The 3,626-nt window shown below is 64.9% G+C and carries 2 protein-coding genes; both read left to right on the forward strand.

Features of this window, described 5'->3' with window-relative positions; all coding sequences use genetic code 11:
• Positions 1-479 precede the first annotated feature (479 nt).
• Complete coding sequence (locus tag RBB34_RS19740) at positions 480-2,894, forward strand: FAD-dependent oxidoreductase (RefSeq protein WP_306120958.1); 2,415 nt, start codon at positions 480-482, stop codon at positions 2,892-2,894.
• A gap of 22 nt (positions 2,895-2,916) precedes the next feature.
• Positions 2,917-3,606 carry a TetR/AcrR family transcriptional regulator gene (locus tag RBB34_RS19745; protein ID WP_306120957.1) on the forward strand — a complete coding sequence of 230 codons (690 nt, stop codon included), beginning with the start codon at positions 2,917-2,919 and terminating at the stop codon, positions 3,604-3,606.
• Positions 3,607-3,626: the final 20 nt, after the last annotated feature.

A 3,626-nucleotide genomic window follows, 5' to 3' on the forward strand; every position in this document is an offset into this window, starting at 1 on the left:
CCAATTTCGGCCACACATCGGTCGGCACGCTGTCGATCCGGCGCTGGCTGCGCCCGGTGTGCTACCAGAACATGCCGGATGAGCTATTGCCCGACGATCTGCGTTGAGCTCCCCGTGTATCCGGTTGCCGACAAAACCTCAAACCGAACCTGCCCCGGCATGACGACTCGCTGACGCCCTGCGTGCGCGGTGATGAAAGGCTCCTCCTCGTGATCGTCCGGACGCGTGCCGCGCTGGCCGGGCGGCGGCATCAGGGATGGACCCCGCCAAGCCAGTCGCATCGGTGAAGGATTGCCCGCCCGGTCCAAGACCTTGTCCGTGCCCGCAAAAGCATCCACGGCGCAGGCCGGTCGCGCCGCCCGGCGCGCGGGACCGTTCGGACCCCAGACGCGGGGATGGCCACAGCGGCAGTCGCCTGCCTTCTGGACAAGACTGTCCAGTTCGGTCTAGACCCGTATTCGCACGATCCGGAGAAGCGCATGAAATCGCACTATCGCGCGGTGCTCATCGGCGGCGGCGTTGTCGGCGCATCGGTGCTCTACCATCTGGCCAGATACGGCTGGACCGACATCGCCCTCATCGAACGGTCGGTGCTGACCGCGGGCTCGTCATGGCATGCGGCGGGCGGTTTCCACGCGCTCAACGCCGATCCCAACATGGCCGCGTTGCAGGCCTACACGATCGACCTGTTCAAGGAAATCGAGCAGGAGAGCGGACAGGAGATCGGCCTTCACATGACGGGCGGCATCTCGGTCGCCTCGGCGCCGGCGCGCTGGGAGTGGCTTCAATCGGCCTACCGCGTTTTCCAGAGCATCGGTATCGATGATTGCCGGCTGATGACGCCGGACGAAATCAAGGCGGCCTGCCCGATCATCGATACCACCGACGTGATCGGCGGCCTGTGGGCCGACCGGGAAGGCTACCTGGACACGACCGGCACCGTTCAGGCCTATGCCCGCGCTGCCCGAAAACGCGGCGCCGAGATCGTCGAGCACAACCGGGTCGTCGAACTCAACCCGCGCGCCGGGGGTGGCTGGGACGTTGTCACCGAGAAGGGCACCATCGTCGCCGAGCATGTCGTCAATGCCGGCGGTCTGTGGGCCAAGCAGGTCGGCCGCATGGTCGGGCTCGACCTGCCGGTCTCGCCGCTCGAACATCACTACCTGCTTACCGAGACCGTGCCCGAAGTGGCCGCGCTCGACTTCGAACTGCCGCTGGTCGTCGACCTCGAAGGTTTCACCTACATGCGTCAGGACCAGAAGGGCATCTTGCTGGGGGTCTACGAGACCAATCCGCAGCACTGGATGATGGATGGCGCGCCGTGGGATTACGGCATCGAACTGCTGCAGGAGGACATCGACCGCATTTCCGACGAACTGGAAATGGGCTTTGCCCGCTACCCGTGTCTGCGCGAGGCAGGCGTCCGCAACTGGGTCAACGGCGCCTTCACCTTCTCGCCGGACGGCAACCCGCTGGTCGGCCCGGTGCGCGGTTTGCCCGGCTACTGGCTTGCCTGCGGTGTGATGGCCGGCTTCCTTCAGGGCGGCGGCGTCGGCAAGACGCTCGCCGAATGGATGATCCATGGCGAGCCGGAGACCGATGCTTGGTCGATGGACATTGCCCGCTACGGCGATTTTGCCTCCAACCGCGACTATATCCGGCAGACGACCGGCCAGTTCTATGCGCGACGCTTCGTCATGACCTATCCCAACGAGCAACTGCCGGCCGGCCGGCCGCTCAAGATGGCGCCCGCCCATGACGCGATGACAAAGGCCGGCGCGCAATGGGGCTGCTCGTGGGGGCTGGAAGTTCCGCTCTATTTCGGCCCGAAGGGATTCACCGAAGAGCCGACGCTCAGGCGCTCCAACGCCCATGACATTGTTGGCGAGGAATGCCGGGCGGTGCGCGAGGCGGTCGGCCTGCTCGACATTTCCGGTTTCTCACGGTTCGAGGTGAGCGGACCCAATGCCGAGCGATGGCTCGACCGCATGGTGGCGAGCCGGCTGCCGAAGCCCGGTCGGGCGCGGCTGGCGCCGATGCTGTCGCCGGCCGGCAAGCTCAAGGGCGATCTGACCGTTTTCAACTGGGGCGACGGCACCTGGTGGATCATGGGCAGCTATTATCTGCGCGAATGGCACATGCGCTGGTTCGCGGACCATATGGAAGATGGCGTCAGCGTGCGAGACATCGCCGACCACGCGGTCGGGTTCTCGCTGTCGGGGCCGCGCTCGCGCGAGGTGCTTGCGCGGCTGACCCATCAGGATGTCGGCCCGGCGGCGCTGCCCTTCATGGGCTGCGCCAAGCTCGACATCGGGCTGATCCGCGCCAGGGTCGGGCGGCTGTCGGTGACCGGCGAGCTGGGCTACGAAATCCATTGTGGAGCTGCCGAGCACATCGCCCTTCGTCGGATGCTGCTGGACGTGGGCGCTGATCTGGGCATCCGCGAATATGGCTATAACGCCCTGCTCAGTCTCAGGCTGGAGAAGAGCTTTGGCATCTGGTCGGCCGAATTCACCCAGGACTACACGCCCGGCATGACCGGCATGGACCGCTGGATTGACTGGAACAAGCCGCACTTCGTCGGCAGGGAGGCCGTGCTTGCCGAACGCGACGGCAATGGCTCGGACAGGCTCCAGGTGACACTGGAGATCGATGCGGACGACGCCGACGCCAGCGGCTTCGAGCCGGTCTGGTCGAACGGCGTCAAGGCCGGCTTCGTGACCTCGGGCGGATTCGGGCATACGCTGCGCAAGTCGCTGGCGATAGCGCTGGTCGCACCCGAGCACAGCGCAATCGGTACCGATTTGTCGGTTCATGTCGTCGGCGAGAGACGTGCTGCTCGCGTGATACCGCCATCACCCTACGACCCCGAAAGCAGGGCGATGCGCCTGTAATCGACCCGACGAGGAAGACACCGTGAAAAAAGCCGAGATTGTATCGCTGCGACCCGACGACACGTCGCTGCCCGGCAACGTCAAGGTCACCCGTCAGGACTGGCTCAATACGGCTCTGGACCTGCTCGTGTCCGACGGGGTGGACAAGGTGAAGGTACTGAGCATAAGCGAGCGCCTTCAGGTCTCGCGGTCGAGTTTCTACTGGTATTTCAAGAGCCGCCGGGATCTCCTCGATGGGCTTCTGAAGCACTGGGAGGACACCAACACGCAGTCGCTCGTCGCACAGTGCGCGCTGCCCTCGGCGACGATCACCGAAGGGGTGTGCAACCTGTTCTGCTGTTTCATTGACAGCGAGAACTTCAACGTCCAGCTCGACTCGGCCGTGCGCCAGTGGTCGAGGCAATCGGGCGCCGTGCGCCGGATCGTCGACCGGGCCGACGCAACGCGCATGGCAGCGATTCAGGCAATGTTCGAGCGTCACGACTACCCGTCGGACGAGGCCGAGGTGCGCGCACGCATCCTCTATTACATGCAGATCGGCTACAACGCCGTCGAATTGAGCGAGCCTTTGGAAGAGCGATTGAAGCGCGTGCCGGGTTATCTTCTCGGCTTCACAGGTCAAGCCGGCCGCCCCGAGGAGATCGCCGCCTTCGCCTGTAGATCGGCGCGCAAAAGTGACCCCCTGAGTGGGGAGATCGGCATCCAAGTTTGACCCCCTCCCTGCGGTTGTGC

The organism is Roseitalea sp. MMSF_3546, assembly GCF_030732865.1.
GTDB lineage: Bacteria > Pseudomonadota > Alphaproteobacteria > Rhizobiales > Rhizobiaceae > Roseitalea.

What these genes read in the sequence shown, in the direction of transcription:
- RBB34_RS19740 (WP_306120958.1), top strand. Translation starts at nt 480, where the DNA reads ATGAAATCGCACTATCGCGCGGTGCTCATCGGCGGCGGCGTTGTCGGC.